Genomic DNA, 15,950 nt, shown 5'->3' with positions numbered 1-15,950 from the left:
TCTGAGCTCTCAAAATTTCCGCGCAATAAAACCCCGCCGCATCCTCAATCTCGAGGATGCGGCGGGGTTTTCTCAATAGATGTTCGCCGCCTTCTGGCGAATCTGGCGGGCGGTATGCCGTGCGGCCGGGACCTTTAAACCGCCCGGTCTGCCGCCTGCCTGCGGGTGGGGTTCTGAGCTTGCTGCCCTGACCCCTTAGCCGACGAACATGGAGGCGTTAGCCTGCTCGGTGTCTGCGTAGTTCACACCAGCGCGGGTGAGCGCCTCGTTGATCTGGGTGATGGATGCTTCGACCTGGCGCTGGGTTGCGTGCCACTGGTCCAGCACGCCCTGGAAGTTCGCGGATGCGGAGCCGGTCCAGGAGCTCTGCAGGTCGTGCAGGGATGCGGTCATACCGTTGACGTCTGCGGTGATGGATGCGACGTAGGATCGTGCCTGTGCGCTCTTGGCTGCGATGACTTCGGAATCGACATTGAACTGTGCCATGGTTTTTCTCCTTTGAGATATTTGAGATAGGTGGGGTGGGGCGGTTGCCCCGGGTGGCGCTTGGGGTTTGGATCTCTGGAAGGGGTGAGTTCCTGACCGGAAGCTTGTTATCACTATATCTTTCAAAATGCATCAAATGAGCTGAAAAATGATGAATTGATAAATCTGTGGATAAACCCGCCAGATTGGCTCCACCATCTCGAAAAAATCGAAAACCCACCCGAAAATGACGTACCCATGACGCGCACAGCAAAGCCCCCGAACCGCAGAACACTTAAGTTCTACAGCCCGGGGGCTTGTGCGTTATCCAGCGTTGCAGCGTTACTTCATCAGCTGATCGTCCGAGACGGGCGGCGGGTAGAACGGCAAAGAAATCACGAAGGTAGCACCGCCACCGTCGGTCTCTTCAATGTGAATCCTGCCCTCGTGTTGCTCAATAATCGCAGCCACAATGGACAGACCCAGGCCCGTACCGCCGGTCTCACGCGAACGCGAGGTGTCGGTGCGGTAGAAGCGTTCGAAGACGCGCTCGCGGTCCTCACCGTGAATACCGGGGCCGTGATCGCGCACCTCCAGCACGGAGAGCGGGAAGCCGGGAACCTCTTCGCGCACGCCCACCGCAATCTCTAGGGGAGAGCCGTCGGGGGTGTAGCGCATGGCGTTGGTCAGCAGGTTCGCCACGACCTGACGCAGGCGCGATTCATCGCCGAGCACGGTTGCGGAGGTCGGCGCGACCTCTTCGTTCAGACCCACCAGGGACACCTCACGATCGGGTGCCGTGGCGTAGGCGTCGTTACTAGCGTCCACCGCGAGGTTGAACAGGTCGAAGGGCGCCAGTTTGGATTCGCGGCGCTCATCAATACGTGCCAGGGTCAGCAGGTCTTCCACGAGCTGGCCCATACGCTTGGACTCTGACTCGATGCGGCTCATCGCGGTTGCGACAGCCTCATCAGTGGGCAGAGCACCCTGACGGTACAGCTCCGAGTAGCCTCGAATACTGACCAGCGGGGTACGCAGCTCATGCGAAGCGTCACCCACGAAGCGGCGCATTTTCGCTTCGCTCTTCTCGCGGGCTTTGAAGAGCACCTCAATCTGGGCGAGCATCGTGTTCAGCGAGACCGCAAGGTTACCAATCTCGTTGCTGGGGTTGTAGTCCTCGATACGCTGTGAGAGGTCGCCAGCCGCAATCTTAGCGGCGGTCTGCTCCACGCGAGCCAGCGGCTCGAAGGTGCGGGTCACAATCACCCAGGTCATCGCAATCGCGGAGGCAAGAGTCGCCAAACCAAACGCGAAGGTCAGCACGCCCACGAGGGCGACCACCTGGTTCGTTTGTTTCAGCGGCATCGCAATAATCAGGGAAGACGCCTCCGTCAGCCCGGAGGAATCATTCGACTCAATAGGCACGGCGAGCACACGCCAATCGGAGGAACTACCCACCGAATTGACGGTGACCGCCTCCTCGTTTTGCTTGCGAACCTTCTCTTCGGTCCAGCCTTGCAGCGCCGGCTCGCTGAACTGTTCACTGTCCTCGGACTTGAGCGAGTACAGTACGTTGCCGTCCTTATCGAGCAGGTACAGGCGGTAGGTGCTCAGGGACTGCTCCTGATTGCCGGAGGGGCGCACGGTCGCCAGCTGCACGAGCGAGGGGGCACTACTCTTCATCTCTTCGTCCAGCTGGTGCACCATCTGGGCGCGCAGAGCGGAAATCGCCACCAGGCTCGTCACCGCAATGGAGAGGGCGATGAGCATGGAGGTGATGAGCACCAGCTGGGTGCGAAGGGAGAGAGATTGGGGGATCCGGTCGAGGGGTTTGAGCGCCACGTTAGCCTCGAGAACCGCGAATCATGTAGCCCACACCGCGCTTGGTGTGGATGAGCGGCTCGTGGTTTTCGCGGTTGTTGTCGATCTTGCGGCGCAGGTACGAAATGTAGGACTCAACGATGGAGGAGTCGCCGTTGAAGTCGTACTCCCACACGTGGTCGAGAATCTGCGCCTTGGACAGCACGCGGTTCGCGTTGAGCATCAGGTAGTGCAGCAGGTTGAACTCGGTGGGGGAGAGATCGATCTCTTCATCACCGAGGAACACTTCGTGGGTGTCCACGTTCAGGGTGAGGGCGTCAACGCGCAGTACGGCGTCGTCCTCTTCCTGGATGCTACGGCTACGGCGCAGAATAGCGCGGATGCGGGCGATCACCTCGTCGAGGGAGAAGGGCTTGGTGACGTAGTCGTCGCCGCCGGCACCCAGACCGGTGACCTTGTCTTCGGTGGCGTCCTTTGCGGTCAGGAAGAGCACGGGGGTGGTGGTGCCGTTTTCACGCAGGCGGCGGGTCACCTCGAAGCCGTCCATGCCGGGCATCATGACGTCCAGGACGATGAGGTCGGGGTTTTCGGCGTGTGCCTTTTCGAGGGCTTCGCGGCCGTTGCCGGCGGTGACTACTTCAAAACCGGCGAAACGCAGGGAGGTGGCGAGCAGTTCAAGAATGTTGAACTCGTCATCGACGACTAGGAGTTTTGCTTCAGCAGACATACTCTATCTTTCTCTCTGAATGGCAGGCTGTACTTGATAAGTGAATGATGTGTGTGTGAGCTTGCGGCTCAAATCTTTATGCCTTGTTGCGGCGCATGACCGACAGAATGAGCGCGGCCATGAGGGCAATAAAGGCGACGGGGAGGAGGACCAGCGGAATCTGGCTCATGAGGGCGGGCGGCGCTGCCCCAACCCACTTCATCACGAGCATAGCGACTCCGGTGAGCAGGCAAATCAGGGCGAGAAGCGCACCTGCCGCGCCGAGCCAACGGATGGCTCCGGCGTAGGGAAGGGGCGCGGGCGCCTGGTCTGCGGTGCTGCGCGTGTCCTGTACGGGTTCATTACTCATGAATTTAACGGTATCAGCTCACACACAGCTGTTCGTGGGCGAAGCCCCAGATTTAGCGGTTTGAGACCCAAATTCACAGCGTATGTGAAGCTTAGGGGAGCGACCGCACTGTTTGTGCACGCGAGATGCTTTAATAGGGGTATGTCTGAACAGGTTATTGAACTGCTCCCCGAAACTACGCCCGCTACTGACGCGCCCGCAGAGTCCGTTGCGCCTTCTGCCGCGCCTGAGAGCACTAACGAGGGTAGCGCTGTACCTGCTGAGACTCAGCCCTCCGTGAACGCCGAGGAACCTGCGGCCGCTGAAGAAGCGCCGGCAGAGAACGCGGAGAAGACCGAAGACTCCACCCCCGACCCCTTCACCCCGCTGGATGAAGAGGTGGGTGCCCCCTCCCTGGGTGTTCCGCACAAGTTGCGCCGCACCTCCAAGGTGGATGAGATTCTTGCCGCCGCCAAGGACGTGGCGCTGCAGGGCGTTCAGGAGATCGCCCCGGCACACGCTATCGGCCTAGTGCACCACGTGCGCGCCGAGGAGGAACGCCTGAGCACTCACCTCTTCGAGTGCACCCTGCCCGGTTACCGCGGCTGGTTCTGGTTTGCGACCCTCTCGCGTGCGCCTCGCTCCCGAGTGGCAACAATTTGCGAGGTTGGTCTGCTGCCCGGTGACGACGCACTGATTGCGCCGGATTGGGTGCCGTGGGCTGACCGCGTTCGCCCCGAGGACCTGCAGGAGAACGCCGTGGAGGAGAACGCAGACTCTGCTGAGGATACTGAGGTAGAGGAATCTGCTGAGTCTGGTGAGTCTGTCGAGTCCGCTGAGAACGAATCTGCTGCAGAAGAAACTGCCGAGGCTGAGTCTGCAGAGTAAGCCTGCCGCCTACTCCTCTTAATAAGGGGCGGGCTAGCAAAAGCGTATATATAAGGTGTTATTGAGTCGTCCAATGAGTTTTCATTGGGCGACTCAATGACTTAAGCCGTGGCAAAAGCCGCTAAAAAAGTACATAATAGATTATTGAATTAAGTAACGACTTAGGCAGTGCTATCTAAGTACTGTTGCGGTGATAGCTGGGAGAGATACATGACAGACCTCATCGATACCACAGAGATGTATTTGCGCACCATCCTCGAACTGGAGGAAGAGGGCATCGTCCCCATGCGTGCGCGCATCGCTGAACGACTCGAGCACTCCGGCCCGACCGTCTCCCAGACCGTGGCACGCATGGAGAAGCACGGCCTGCTCACTGTTGAGCCGGACCGCCACCTCGAACTGACCGAGGAAGGCCGCCACAAGGCGGTTGAGGTGATGCGTAAGCACCGCCTGGCTGAGCGCCTGCTCTCCGACATTATCGGTCTGGAACTCGAGTACGTGCACGAAGAGGCATGCCGCTGGGAGCACGTCATGAGCGACAAGGTGGAGAAGCGCATCCTGGAGATGCTCAAGGACCCCAAGTTCTCCCCGTACGGCAACGCAATCCCCGGCCTGGAAGATCTGGGTCACACCAGCGAGAAGAACGACGAGCGCACCGTACCCATGTCCCTGGCTGCGCGCGACTCCGGCCCCGAGGACCGCTTCACCATTTCTCGCTTCCCCGAGTCCATTCAGACTGATGTTGAGCTGCTGAAGCTGCTGGCGGACGCAGGCATTGTCTACGGCGCTTCGGTGTCCGTGGTTGCTGGTCAGAACGATGACGTGATTGTTCACGCCGACGGTGAAGAGGACACCCTCTCCCTGGATATGGACGTGGCAAACGCGATTGTGGTCAAGCGCGGCGGCAACCTCTAAGGTCTAGTTCTGAGAGTCCGCTAACCCAGCTCACGCTTTAAACGGTGGTATCGCCTCCCTTGGTGGAGGCGGTGCCACCGTTTTTGTGTCTGCGGCGGTTTATATGGTCTTACGCTGGGATTCGGGTTGAGGTGCCTAGCGGGCGGGGCGTTTCAGAGTTTGGTCGCGTGTGCGGGCGCATATACTCCTCTCTCAAAGTTTTAGCAACTGCGCTCGAGTGCATTTTTCGTGTTTTTCGCTTAAATCTGAGGTTGAAACTGAGGGAAACGCCGGCATCTGAGCAATCTCTGAGAGTGGACACTTAAGAGACGAGGCTCATTTTTAAGAGTTTTGAACCCTGTCCTTAAGGGGTGGTGGTGTCTTAAAAGCGAATGTGCATCCTTGTGAAATGCCTAGTCAAGAGCCTTAAGTTGCTTAAGCTCCCACAAATAAACGGGGGTCTAGTCAGCCCAATCCGCTCTGTTCCGCCGGGGGTGAAAGCCCGGAATTTAAGGCTGAAAGAGGTGACAACTGGGAGTTTTCTGTGTATTCTCTTTTCTGTGCCCAAATCCTAATCGTAAGAGGGCGCCGTCGAAGCGGTTCCGCTGAGTTCTGCCAGCGCTTCGATGTACGTCTACCCAATATGGCAGAAGCGGGGGACCCAATCCCCAAGCTGGGATACGGCTTCTCAATCGAGAAGCCTCGGGGCTAAGTCACTTCGGTGGCCGAGCGAATCCATGCTCGAGCCCGACAGCTCACCTCGTCAGGCAATGGAGGAATTACCAATGGCTAACAAGATCGTACGTACCGCAGGTGCAACCCTCGCAGCAGGCGCAGTTCTGCTCGGCTCGACCGTTCCCGCGAACGCATTTGCACAGATCCCCGCTGCTGCTGATCTGTCCTACGACTACACCAACTACGAGTTCGACTACACCAGCTACAACACCCCCGCAACCACCTACGTTGCACCCCAGGCTCAGGCACAGCAGACCTACGTTGCTCCCGCAGCAACCGAGGCACCCGCTGCTCCCGCAGTTGAGACCTCCTACGTAGCACCCCAGGCTGAGGCACAGCAGGCTTACGTTGCACCCGTTGCAACTCAGGCACCCGCTGCTCCCGCAGCTTCCACCGGTAACGCATCCCGCGACGCAATCGTTGCAACCGCAATGAGCGGCCTGGGTGGCGCATACGTTTGGGGCGGCAAGACCTTCGGTGCATGGGACTGCTCCGGCTTCACCTCTTGGGTTTTCGCTCAGCACGGCATCAAGCTGACCGCTTTCACCTACGCAATGAAGAACGAGCTGCGCCCGACCTCTAACCCCCAGCCCGGCGACATCGTCTTCCAGAACGGCTACAGCCACGTTGGTATCTACCTGGGCGACGGCAAGATGATCTCCGCTCTGAACCCCACCAACGGTACCCTGGTGCACCCCACCTCCTGGATGTCCGTTGACGGCTACTACACCGCTCTCTAAGCCTTAGCGCATAGAAGCTGGGTCTAGCCCCAACATACTTCTCAAAAGGCGCCCACCCCGCACGGGGTAGGCGCCTTTTGCGTACCCGAGAGATTCTATGAAAATACCGCCGAGAATGCGCCTTAGTACGGGTGCATTCTCGGCGGTATGTGTTTTAAGTGTATGCGGCTAGGATGCGAGAGCCTGCAGAAGCCCCTGCGGGTCCTGCGCCCACTCGCTGAGCTCTGCCTGCAGATTGGCCCGCGCGGGCTCCTCCCAGAGATGCAGAGCCTGTTCGGAGAGGAAGATGCGCTTACGCCCTAGGATTGAACGCAGGAAGGTCGTACGACCGGCACGGAACGCCTCATCGTCAAAATGGGAATACTCGCTACGCACCCCGCGCAGGTAGCGGCGATAGCGTGCCGAATCAGCCGCCAGGATAGCCATATCGGCATCGAGGAAAAACTGAATATCCGCCGGCTCATAGCCCGCCGGTAGGTCGGCAGGCTCGGGCAGCTCGTGGGTTGCCGTGGCGCGCACCAGAAGGCTCACCATCTGCAGCTCGTCACCGCTGAGTAGGCCTGCGGTAACCAGCGGCTCCAGGGAGGTGTTCGCCAGCTGCTCGCTACGGCGCTCATCCTCACCCGGCGCGCCCTCATAGACCGCATCGTGGAACCACGCCGCCAGAACCAATGCCAGGGGAGTAGAACCCTGCGTGCGGTGTGCGTAGAGGCGGTCCAAATCGGTGAGCATCTGCGAAAGGTGCCCGCTGTGGTGGTAGGCGCGGTGCGGATGCTCCCACGCCTGCAGCAGGTTCTCACCCAGTTCCGCCACCTGCGCCGTGAGTTGAGCTTGGTTCACGGCAGGGGCCTCCACATGCTTGAGGCGGGGTGTATTAAGGCGGGGCGCAAACGCCGCCTCCCAGGCGCGAAGCAGACGCGGGCGAATCTTTTCCGGGCGTTCCTGCAGGGGAATCCGTAGACCGCTGGCAATGAGCGTGCGAGTCAGCTGTGCACCGCTGAGCTCCTTTGCGCCCGCCCGAACCAGCTCATCGTAGAGGTGCGCCGGAACATCATAGTGGTCGCGGTCGAAGGCACGCTCACTGATGCCCGCCGCTGCGGCGAACTCGTGCAGTTCCGCCAGGGACACATCGGAGATGAGGTGTGAGAAGACGGTGCCGTGCGCGGGCCAGGTGGGTGGGTCAATGTAGATGCTCATTCGTATATTGTAGGAGCGGTTCTGCCGCCGGGTGCGGGTGTCTTCGGGCGGTGAACACAGGGCGGTGGACAAGGGCTGTGCGGACTCGCGGTGCGGGGTGCTTTATACTGGATAGGTACGCCCTCGTAGCTCAGGGGATAGAGCACTTCTCTCCTAAAGAAGGTGTCGGACGTTCGAATCGTCTCGGGGGCACACAGAACCGGTATTTACGCCGGTACGAGAAAACCGCCCGTCGCTTGCAGTAGCAGGCGCGGGCGGTTTCTCTGTTTCTGCACGTAACGAGTACTCAAGAAAATACGTTATAGCTGAGACAGGTCAATCTTGCCCATCAGCAGGATCTTCTCGCGAGCGGCCTTATCCGTCATCAGCTCAGCAATATTATGCGGGACAACCTGCCAAGAAATACCCCAGCGATCTACACACCAGCCGCAACGCTCCGCCTCAGGTATAGCCGAGAGCTGCTCCCAATAGTAATCAACCTCCTCCTGAGTACGGCACGAAAGAACTACCGAAACCCCCGGCGTGAATGTGAAATCGTGGAAAGTGCCGGAATCAGCAGCCGCCATCCAGGTGCCGTGCAGGTTGAAGTCGGTAAACATGACCGCATCTGCCTCAAAGGGGCTACCTTCCGGATAGTGGTACAGGGTGCCGCGGCGGGCATCATCAAACATGGAAATCCAGCCGTTGGTGGCTTCTTCTGCATTGCCGTGATTCGTGCCGCCAAACATGAAAGAAGGCACGACGAAGGGTCGCGGGTCGCCTGCAGGATTGGTAAGCATCAGCTGCCAGGTCATACCAAAACGATCACGCACCCAGGCGTAGCGTGGGGAGAAAGGATACTCACCCAGTTCCATCAGCACACCGCCGGTACTTAGCTCTTCGTAGAGTTCATCGAGGTATGCTCGCGCTTGCGCCTCACCACCGAAGAGGAGCGGGTCAAAGTTTAGGATGCAACTGATGGACTGGTTCGGGACGTACCGGTCATCACCATTAATGAGCGAGAGCTGGAAACCGTGGATGTTTAGAATCGTCGTGAATCCGGGCACCTGTTCAATGATGGAAGCATCGCGAAAAACCCTGGTATAGAACCGTGCGGCTTCATCGGCTGAGCCATTGCACCATAGGGCTATTGAGAGGCTCGGAGGTAAGGTCTGGGTCATGCGGTCATCCTAGCATGACTATTCTGCGCCACCGGTGTGCCGTTGCCGATTTAGGTTGTGAGGCTGATTGACCGAACGGGTGGGAGCCGCGGAGTAAATGCGGTAGCATGGAATATCGAACGTGTATTCTAGGCAGCGAGGTAGATGATGAGCGACAAGCCCGAACAGCAGAAGCAGCCCTTCACCGAACAGGACGGCCTGTTCGCCGCCGAACTCGTCACCCCCGCAGCACCGGTAGACCCCGCGCTGATTGACTCTGCGCTAATCGACCCTGCTCCGGTGGACGAGCCACCCTTCGACCCCTACTACGACGTACCCCCTGCCGAGGACGACTACTACGCCCCTCCCATGGACGCCGCAGTGATGGACGCACCCGTGATGGGCACACCCGCCGCCCTGCCCACCGGCATGCCCGCGTACGGCGCCCCTGCTGCCAGCGCACCCGTTTCTGAACCCGACGCACCTGCAGCCTTCACCGCCGCCGATCCGCTCGGCGACTTTATGCCGCCCGCCTACCGCGTCGGCGGCTACGGCGAGGACTTCGACCCCGCCGATCCCTACGGCGAACGCACCTACAGCCTGAGCACCGTAGACCCCGCCTCCCTCACCGCAGGGCTCAATGAACGCCAGGAAGAAGCCGTGCTGCACTCCGGCTCGCCCCTGCTCATCGTCGCGGGCGCCGGCTCCGGCAAGACCCGCGTGCTTACCCACCGCATCGCCTACCTGCTCGCAACCCACCGCGCGACCCCCGGCCAGATTCTCGCCATCACCTTCACCAACAAGGCTGCCACCGAAATGCGTGAACGTATCGAGGCGCTGGTTGGCCCGCGCGCCAAGCACATGTGGATCTCGACCTTCCACAGCTTCTGCGTGCGCGTGCTGCGCCGTGAGGCCGCCGCCCTGGGTCTGAAGTCCACCTTCACCATCTACGATTCGACCGACTCGCAGCGCCTGCTGAGCCTCATCATCAAAGAGCTCAACCTGGACACCAAGAAGTTCACCGCCAAGGCCGTGGGCAACCGTATCTCCGCGCTGAAGAACGAACTGGTCAGCGCCGAAGCGTACGCATCCCGCGTGGCGAGCGATAACCCGTACGAGAAGACCATCTCGCAGATTTACACCGTCTACACGCAGCGTCTGCGCGCCGCCAACTCCCTCGACTTTGACGACCTGATTGGCCGCACCGTCTTCTTGCTCAAGAAGTTCCCCGAAATCGCCAACTACTACCGCCGCAAGTTCCGCCACATCCTCGTGGACGAGTACCAGGACACCAACCACGCCCAGTACCAGCTGGTGCGTGAACTGGTCGGCGCCCACACGAAGGCACCGGCGGACCGCGGCCCCTACCCGGACGCCGTGCCCCCCGCCGAGCTGACCGTGGTGGGTGACTCCGACCAGTCCATCTACGCCTTCCGCGGCGCGGATATCCGCAATATTACAGACTTTGAGAAGGACTACCCGAACGCCCACACGATCCTGCTGGAGCAGAACTACCGTTCCACACAGAACATCCTCTCCGCGGCGAACGCGGTCATCGAACGCAACCCCGACCGTCGCCCCAAGAAGCTGTGGACCGCCTCCGGTGCGGGTGCGAAGATCATCGGTTACGTCGCCGAATCCGAGCACGCCGAGGCACGCTACATCACCCGCGAAATTGACCGTCTTGCCGATGAGCACGGCGTGCAGCCCGGTGACGTCGCAATCTTCTACCGCACCAACGCGCAGTCCCGAACCCTCGAGGACATGCTCATGCGTGCCGGCCTGCCCTACCGCGTGGTCGGCGGTACCCGCTTCTACGAGCGTAAGGAAATCAAGGACGCCCTGGCGTACCTGCGCGCCCTGAGCAACCCCGATGACGACGTGAACGTGCGCCGTATCCTCAACGAACCCAAGCGCGGTATCGGTGCCAAGTCTGAGTCCGTGGTGGCGGAGTACGCGAGTGCGAACCGCATCTCCTTCTACGCCGCCGCACGCCAGGCAGCCTACATCCCCGGCCTGGGGGCCGCTGCGGTCAAGAAGTACGCCGAGTTCGTGCGCCTCATGGACGACCTGGCGCAGATTGCCCGCACCGAACCCGCCGCAACCTGCCTGGAAGCGGTCCTGGAGCAGACCGGGTACCTGGCGGCTCTGCGCGCCTCCAAGGACATTCAGGACGAATCGCGCGTGGAGAACCTCTCCGAGCTGCTTGACGCCATGGTCGAGTTCGAGACCGAGAACCCCGGCGCCGACCTGGAGCAGTTCCTTGAACACGTGGCTCTGGTCGCTGATGCCGACTCAATCCCGAACCGCCCCGCCAGTGCGGAGGGTGAGAACGCCTCCGCCGCACAGATTGCCGCCGAAGCCGCCGAGGCGAAGGCGCAGGGCATGGTCACCCTCATGACCCTGCACACCGCCAAGGGCCTGGAGTTCCCCGTGGTGTTCCTGACCGGCATGGAGCACGGCCTGTTCCCGCATCAGCGTGCCCTGACCGACGAGAAGGAAATGAGCGAGGAACGCCGCCTGGCGTACGTGGGTCTGACCCGCGCCATGGAGCGCCTGTACCTGACCCGCTCGGAAACCCGCACCATGTGGGGTAAGAGCCAGTTCAACCCGCCCTCGCCCTTCCTGGAGGAGATTCCGGAGGAGCTCATCGAGTGGAAGCGCACCGCCGGTTTTTCGGGCTTTGGTGCCTCCGGTATGGGTGCGTATGGCGCTCGCGGCAGTTCCTATGGCGGCAGCTTATACGGGAACTCGTACGGTGGCGGCTATTCGGGCGGTTCTCGTTCCGGCTACGGTTCCGGCGGCTACTCGGGCGGCTATGGCTCGGGTGGTTATGGCTCGAGCGGGTACAGTTCCGGTGGCTCGCGCGGCTCATACGACCCCTACGAGTCTCGCCCCGCACGCCGCTCCGAGCCGTCCACCGCGGATATTAACGGCTCGGCAAGCTACGGGCTGGCGGCGGCCACCTCGAAGGTGACGAACCGTTCCCGCGTGCACCAGAGCAAGGAAATCCCGACTCTGGCGGTTGGCGATACCGTGCGCCACACCAAGTTCGGTGAGGGTCGCGTGCTCGCCGTTGAGGGTCGCGGCGATAAGACCGTGGCGAAGGTTCGCTTCGGTTCGGAAGAGAAGCGTCTGCTGCTGCGTTACGCGCCGCTGGAGAAGGTGAGCTAACACGTCAGGCGTGAGAACCTAATAACGCCGATGGAGGGGCGGGTACCTGAGGGTACCCGCCCCTCTTTTATGTGCTGTATCGGGCGTGTTGTCCGCCTGCTGAGAAGGTGGCCGGGGCTTTGCAGAGCACGGCGGTAAACGCCGCATTTTCGCCGGTATTTCGCGGCGGATGGGGCGCCGCGTGCTCGGGTTAGTTACCCGGTACGCAACCTTTGGGTAAAACGTACCCAAAATATGTGTGAGCTGAGTCGCTAAAATCTCAGATTTGGGGCTCTGTGAGTGCGAGCTCACGCCGAATCCGATAGAGTAGAGACGAGAGAAATTCCCCGCGTCAATGATGCGTGTGCGCCGGGTGCGAGAGACCCCTATCGCACCGTACCGGCCGCATGGGGGAACCTCCTCTAATGACCAGGCCGAGTGCACCAGTACTCGGCACCACTTCGAAGAAGAAGGACACCTGTGGACCTTTTCGAATACCAGGCGCGCGATCTCTTCGCAAAGCACGGCGTACCCGTGCTCAAGGGCATTGTTGCGACCACCCCTGAAGAAGCAAAGGCAGCAGCTGAGGAAATTGGCGGCCTGACCGTCATCAAGGCTCAGGTTAAGACCGGCGGCCGCGGTAAGGCTGGCGGCGTTAAGCTCGCAAAGTCCCCCGAAGAAGCTTACGAGCACGCTAAGGCAATTCTCGGCATGGACATCAAGGGCCACACCGTTCACCGCGTGCTGGTCGCTGACGGCGCAGACATCGCCGAAGAATACTACTTCTCCCTCCTGCTGGACCGTGCAAACCGCTCCTACCTGGCAATGTGCTCGGTAGAAGGCGGTATGGAAATTGAGCAGCTCGCTGCTGAGCGCCCCGAGGCACTGGCAAAGATCGAGGTTGACCCGCTGGTCGGCCTGGACCAGGCTAAGGCTGAAGAAATTGCTAAGGCAGCAGGTTTCTCCGCAGAACTGCAGGAGAAGGTTGTTCCCGTTCTCGTCAAGCTGGGCGAAGTCTACACCAAGGAAGACGCAACCCTGGTTGAGGTTAACCCCCTCGTTCTGACCCCCGAGGGCACCATCCTCGCCCTGGACGGCAAGGTCTCCCTGGACGACAATGCAGAATTCCGCCAGCCCGAGCACGAGGCTCTCGTGGACAAGTCCGCTGAGAACCCGCTGGAAGCTAAGGCAAAGCAGTTCGACCTGAACTACGTGAAGCTGGACGGCGAGGTCGGCATCGTTGGTAACGGTGCAGGTCTGGTTATGTCCACCCTGGACGTCGTTGCATACGCTGGTGAGAACCACGGCAACGTCAAGCCCGCAAACTTCCTTGATATTGGTGGCGGCGCGTCCGCTGAGGTTATGGCTGCTGGCCTGGAAATCATTCTGGGCGACGAGCAGGTCAAGAGCGTTTTCGTGAACGTCTTCGGCGGCATCACCGCATGTGACGCAGTGGCAGACGGTATTGTGAAGGCTCTGGAGATTCTGGGCGACGCAGCAACCAAGCCCCTGGTTGTGCGCCTGGACGGCAACAATGTTGCTGAGGGTCGCCGCATCCTCTCCGAGGCGAACCACCCGCTGGTTGTTCTGGCTGAGACCATGGACTCCGGCGCTGACAAGGCAGCAGAGCTCGCTCACAAGGCGTAATCGCCAGCAAAGGATTTCAAGGAAGTAATATGTCTATCTTTGTGAACAAGGACTCCAAGGTCATCGTTCAGGGCATCACCGGTGGCGAGGGTACCAAGCACACCGCACGCATGCTCGCAGCAGGCACCAACATTGTGGGCGGCGTGAACGCTCGCAAGGCTGGCACCACCGTCACCCACAAGGCGAAGGACGGCTCGGACATCGAGCTGAACGTGTACGGTTCCGTAGCTGAGGCTATGGAGAAGACCGGCGCGAACGTCTCCATCGTCTTCGTTCCCCCGGCCTTCACCAAGGCAGCAGTTCTCGAGGCTATCGAGGCTAAGATCGGCCTCGTCGTCGTCATCACCGAGGGCGTTCCGGTTCAGGACTCCGCAGAGTTCTGGGCAGCTGCTAAGGCATCCGTGGACGAGAACGGCAAGCAGATCACCCGCATCATCGGCCCCAACTGCCCCGGCATTATCTCCCCCGAGGAGTGCCTGGTCGGCATTATCCCGGCGAACATCACCGGCAAGGGCAAGATCGGTCTGGTTTCCAAGTCCGGTACCCTGACCTACCAGCTGATGTACGAACTGTCCGACATTGGTTTCACCACCGCTATTGGTATTGGTGGCGACCCCATTATCGGCACCACCCACATCGACGCTCTGGAAGCCTTCGAGGCTGACCCCGAGACCGAGGCAATCGTCATGATTGGTGAGATTGGTGGTGACGCTGAGGAGCGTGCCGCTGAGTACATCAAGGCAAACGTGACTAAGCCCGTCGTCGGTTACATTGCAGGCTTCACCGCTCCTGAGGGTAAGACCATGGGCCACGCAGGCGCTATTGTCTCCGGTTCTTCCGGTACCGCTCAGGCGAAGAAGGAAGCTCTGGAAGCAGCAGGCGTGAAGGTCGGTAAGACCCCCTCCGAGGCTGCAAACCTGATGCGCGAAATCTTCGCAGCGAAGTAAACAGCATAAAAACGCGGCAGATGCCGGTAGTCATTGAGACTACCGGCATCTGTGCTTTTAACGCCCCGCTACCGCCCGCAAATATTGCACTAGAAAGTAAGATTGTGCACATAGTGCCACAAAAAGATGTAAGTACGACCAGAACCTTTGTATACTGGAGGACATTGAGCCTAGTCAGAATCATTCTGAGCGGCTCCAAGAAACACCAAACACTCACAGGAGATCACCACACTCATGACCCAGCCCATCTCTCGCCGCGCCGTCGCCAAGGCAGGCGTCTGGTCCGCACCCGTCGTTGCAGCCTCCGCAGCAGTACCCGCCTACGCCGCATCCAAGGAAACCCCCGGCGTGCAGTACGGCGTGTACGTCAGCGTGCAGAACAACGGCGGCTACGTCGGCTACGCCTCCTCCAATAACACCGGTACCATCAACCCGGCAACCCCCGAGGCGCACTTCACCGCCTCCACCGTTCCGGACTCCGACATCAACTGGGACGACGCAACCTCCAAGCCCAAGAGCGCAACCTACGTCAACGGCGAAGGTAAGTTCACCCCCGTCACCAACTCCCAGACCGGCGCAAACGGCGCGTACATGTCCTCCAGCGGCTTCTGGTGGTCCGTGCCGACCAAGGACACCGCAACCGGCACCGGCTACATCCCCGGAAGCAGCGTCACCCTCGCGGCGGGCGCAACCTTCGTGACCGAGGTTGAGTACACCGTCTCCGCCAGCGCCCAGTCGCTCCTTAAGCTCGGTAAGATCAACGGCCAGGCATGGGCCCCCTCCGGTCGCAAGCTGACCGGTAAGACCACCGAACTGGTCGCCTCCGCAGGCCAGGCAAAGTACCTGTCCGTCGCACAGACCGCCGGCACCTGGACCGCAGAGGTTCCGACCATCACCCAGAACTCTGACGGCACCTACACCTTCAAGGGTCGTATCGTCTACACCACCAGCAAGGCGTACACCATGAAGCAGTCCGGCACCAAGTACTACAGCCAGACCAACTTCATGCCGGCGCAGCTGCGCTTCCCCGCAAATGACGGCTGGGTCTCGTACAAGCAGACCTCGACCGTGCAGGTTGCTAACCTGACCTACTCGGGCAACGGCGCAAGCGGTTCGGAAAGCGTCAGCGGTCAGGCAACCACCGCGCAGATTAACCCGTAATCGGGCTAACCCGTAAGAGCTTCGAGTAAAGGCATACAGAAACCCCCGGCGGATGAGTTCAACTCATCTGCCGGGGTTTTCCGTATGCTCGGGATACGGCACTCATAG

The 15,950-nt window shown here is 60.4% G+C and carries 13 protein-coding genes, 1 tRNA gene and 1 riboswitch; of the genes, 8 read left to right on the top strand and 6 right to left on the bottom strand.

Annotated elements, in window-relative coordinates:
* Positions 1-195: 195 nt before the first annotated feature.
* The 4 genes from RWL87_RS05020 to RWL87_RS05005 all read right to left on the bottom strand — a co-directional run bounded on the left by RWL87_RS05020 (position 196) and on the right by RWL87_RS05005 (position 3,362).
* Entirely contained in the window at positions 196-486 is a 291-nt protein-coding gene (locus RWL87_RS05020) for a WXG100 family type VII secretion target (RefSeq protein ID WP_005504526.1), read from the bottom strand.
* A 321-nt stretch (positions 487-807) separates the two neighbouring features.
* Positions 808-2,307, bottom strand: coding sequence for a HAMP domain-containing sensor histidine kinase (locus tag RWL87_RS05015; RefSeq protein WP_313969111.1), 1,500 nt, complete (start codon positions 2,305-2,307; stop codon positions 808-810).
* Position 2,308: 1 nt separating this feature from the next.
* A complete protein-coding gene (locus tag RWL87_RS05010; RefSeq protein ID WP_049326988.1) occupies positions 2,309-3,013 on the bottom strand; it encodes a response regulator transcription factor in 705 nt (234 codons plus the stop codon).
* Between the two features lie 76 nt (positions 3,014-3,089).
* Positions 3,090-3,362, bottom strand: a complete 273-nt coding sequence (locus RWL87_RS05005; protein WP_005504529.1) for a hypothetical protein — start codon at positions 3,360-3,362, stop codon at positions 3,090-3,092.
* 141 nt (positions 3,363-3,503) lie between these two features.
* Between RWL87_RS05005 and RWL87_RS05000 the strand changes: the two genes are divergently transcribed.
* The 3 genes from RWL87_RS05000 (at position 3,504) to RWL87_RS04990 (ending at position 6,598) form a co-directional block, all read left to right on the top strand.
* Complete coding sequence (locus tag RWL87_RS05000; protein WP_313969110.1) at positions 3,504-4,229, top strand: DUF3027 domain-containing protein; 726 nt, start codon at positions 3,504-3,506, stop codon at positions 4,227-4,229.
* Positions 4,230-4,439: 210 nt separating this feature from the next.
* Positions 4,440-5,144, top strand: coding sequence for a metal-dependent transcriptional regulator (locus RWL87_RS04995; RefSeq protein WP_005504532.1), 705 nt, complete (start codon positions 4,440-4,442; stop codon positions 5,142-5,144).
* Positions 5,145-5,748: 604 nt separating this feature from the next.
* A riboswitch (cyclic di-AMP (ydaO/yuaA leader) is annotated at positions 5,749-5,908 on the top strand.
* On the top strand, positions 5,909-6,598 hold the full coding sequence (locus RWL87_RS04990) for a C40 family peptidase (protein WP_303939522.1): 690 nt from the start codon (positions 5,909-5,911) through the stop codon (positions 6,596-6,598).
* A 168-nt stretch (positions 6,599-6,766) separates the two neighbouring features.
* On the opposite strand, the gene RWL87_RS04985 is transcribed toward RWL87_RS04990, so the two are convergent.
* Entirely contained in the window at positions 6,767-7,795 is a 1,029-nt protein-coding gene (locus RWL87_RS04985; protein WP_070832068.1) for a DUF4031 domain-containing protein, read from the bottom strand.
* 119 nt (positions 7,796-7,914) lie between these two features.
* On the opposite strand from RWL87_RS04985, the gene RWL87_RS04980 reads away from it, so the two are divergent.
* A tRNA-Arg gene (locus RWL87_RS04980) sits at positions 7,915-7,987 on the top strand.
* Between the two features lie 107 nt (positions 7,988-8,094).
* On the opposite strand, the gene RWL87_RS04975 is transcribed toward RWL87_RS04980, so the two are convergent.
* On the bottom strand, positions 8,095-8,955 hold the full coding sequence (locus RWL87_RS04975) for a VOC family protein (RefSeq protein ID WP_070832065.1): 861 nt from the start codon (positions 8,953-8,955) through the stop codon (positions 8,095-8,097).
* A gap of 144 nt (positions 8,956-9,099) precedes the next feature.
* On the opposite strand from RWL87_RS04975, the gene RWL87_RS04970 reads away from it, so the two are divergent.
* From RWL87_RS04970 to RWL87_RS04955, 4 genes are all read left to right on the top strand, one after another.
* Positions 9,100-12,108: a UvrD-helicase domain-containing protein gene (locus RWL87_RS04970; protein ID WP_313969109.1), complete on the top strand. Its 3,009-nt coding sequence runs from the start codon at positions 9,100-9,102 to the stop codon at positions 12,106-12,108.
* A gap of 459 nt (positions 12,109-12,567) precedes the next feature.
* Positions 12,568-13,734 (top strand): ADP-forming succinate--CoA ligase subunit beta, encoded by a 1,167-nt coding sequence (gene sucC, locus RWL87_RS04965; RefSeq protein WP_105360621.1) that lies wholly within the window; start codon positions 12,568-12,570, stop codon positions 13,732-13,734.
* Between the two features lie 29 nt (positions 13,735-13,763).
* The gene (sucD, locus tag RWL87_RS04960) at positions 13,764-14,681 is read left to right on the top strand and encodes a succinate--CoA ligase subunit alpha (protein WP_005508195.1); all 918 of its coding nucleotides are present in this window, start codon (positions 13,764-13,766) and stop codon (positions 14,679-14,681) included.
* A gap of 234 nt (positions 14,682-14,915) precedes the next feature.
* Positions 14,916-15,842 carry an amino acid oxidase gene (locus RWL87_RS04955; protein ID WP_313969108.1) on the top strand — a complete coding sequence of 309 codons (927 nt, stop codon included), beginning with the start codon at positions 14,916-14,918 and terminating at the stop codon, positions 15,840-15,842.
* Positions 15,843-15,950: the final 108 nt, after the last annotated feature.

Source organism: uncultured Rothia sp., from assembly GCF_963555405.1.
Lineage (GTDB): Bacteria > Actinomycetota > Actinomycetes > Actinomycetales > Micrococcaceae > Rothia.
The sequence above is the reverse complement of the archived record's forward strand: the minus strand, read 5'-3'. Positions and strand labels throughout refer to the sequence as shown.

Coding starts and splice junctions, on each gene's coding strand:
- RWL87_RS04985 (WP_070832068.1), bottom strand. CDS start 7,795: ATGAGCATCTACATTGACCCACCCACCTGGCCCGCGCACGGCACCGTC.
- RWL87_RS05010 (WP_049326988.1), bottom strand. CDS start 3,013: ATGTCTGCTGAAGCAAAACTCCTAGTCGTCGATGACGAGTTCAACATT.
- RWL87_RS05020 (WP_005504526.1), bottom strand. CDS start 486: ATGGCACAGTTCAATGTCGATTCCGAAGTCATCGCAGCCAAGAGCGCA.
- RWL87_RS04955 (WP_313969108.1), top strand. CDS start 14,916: ATGACCCAGCCCATCTCTCGCCGCGCCGTCGCCAAGGCAGGCGTCTGG.
- sucD (WP_005508195.1), top strand. CDS start 13,764: ATGTCTATCTTTGTGAACAAGGACTCCAAGGTCATCGTTCAGGGCATC.
- RWL87_RS05000 (WP_313969110.1), top strand. CDS start 3,504: ATGTCTGAACAGGTTATTGAACTGCTCCCCGAAACTACGCCCGCTACT.
- RWL87_RS04975 (WP_070832065.1), bottom strand. CDS start 8,955: ATGACCCAGACCTTACCTCCGAGCCTCTCAATAGCCCTATGGTGCAAT.
- RWL87_RS04995 (WP_005504532.1), top strand. CDS start 4,440: ATGACAGACCTCATCGATACCACAGAGATGTATTTGCGCACCATCCTC.
- RWL87_RS04970 (WP_313969109.1), top strand. CDS start 9,100: ATGATGAGCGACAAGCCCGAACAGCAGAAGCAGCCCTTCACCGAACAG.
- RWL87_RS04990 (WP_303939522.1), top strand. CDS start 5,909: ATGGCTAACAAGATCGTACGTACCGCAGGTGCAACCCTCGCAGCAGGC.
- RWL87_RS05005 (WP_005504529.1), bottom strand. CDS start 3,362: ATGAGTAATGAACCCGTACAGGACACGCGCAGCACCGCAGACCAGGCG.